The organism is Paraburkholderia sp. SIMBA_054 (genome assembly GCF_046534875.1).
GTDB lineage: Bacteria > Pseudomonadota > Gammaproteobacteria > Burkholderiales > Burkholderiaceae > Paraburkholderia > Paraburkholderia hospita.
In genome coordinates, this window is the sequence record NZ_JAWRXV010001688.1 from 1 (window position 1) to 237 (window position 237).

At 53.2% G+C, this 237-nt stretch carries 1 protein-coding gene; it reads left to right on the plus strand.

The window, feature by feature from the left end:
• Positions 1-237 (plus strand): PASTA domain-containing protein (locus SB822_RS60845; protein WP_410859620.1); only part of this gene is annotated, 237 nt, incomplete at both ends.

Genomic DNA, 237 nt, shown 5'->3' on the forward strand with positions numbered 1-237 from the left:
GTGGAAGATTTGAGCGGCTACGGGGAAGCGGAGTTGAACGAGTATGCCCGTTCATCGGGTTTCAATATCCGCATTGTGCGTGAAGAAGAATCGGATTCCGTGGAAGCCGGGTTGGTGCTGTCTCAAAATGTCGCTGGCGGTGAGATGCTCGAAGTTGGCAGCACAATTGAAGTCGTCTTGTCTTCAGGGAGCGCAGAACTTCCGGTGAAAACCTATGTCGAGACCGTGGAGATCCCT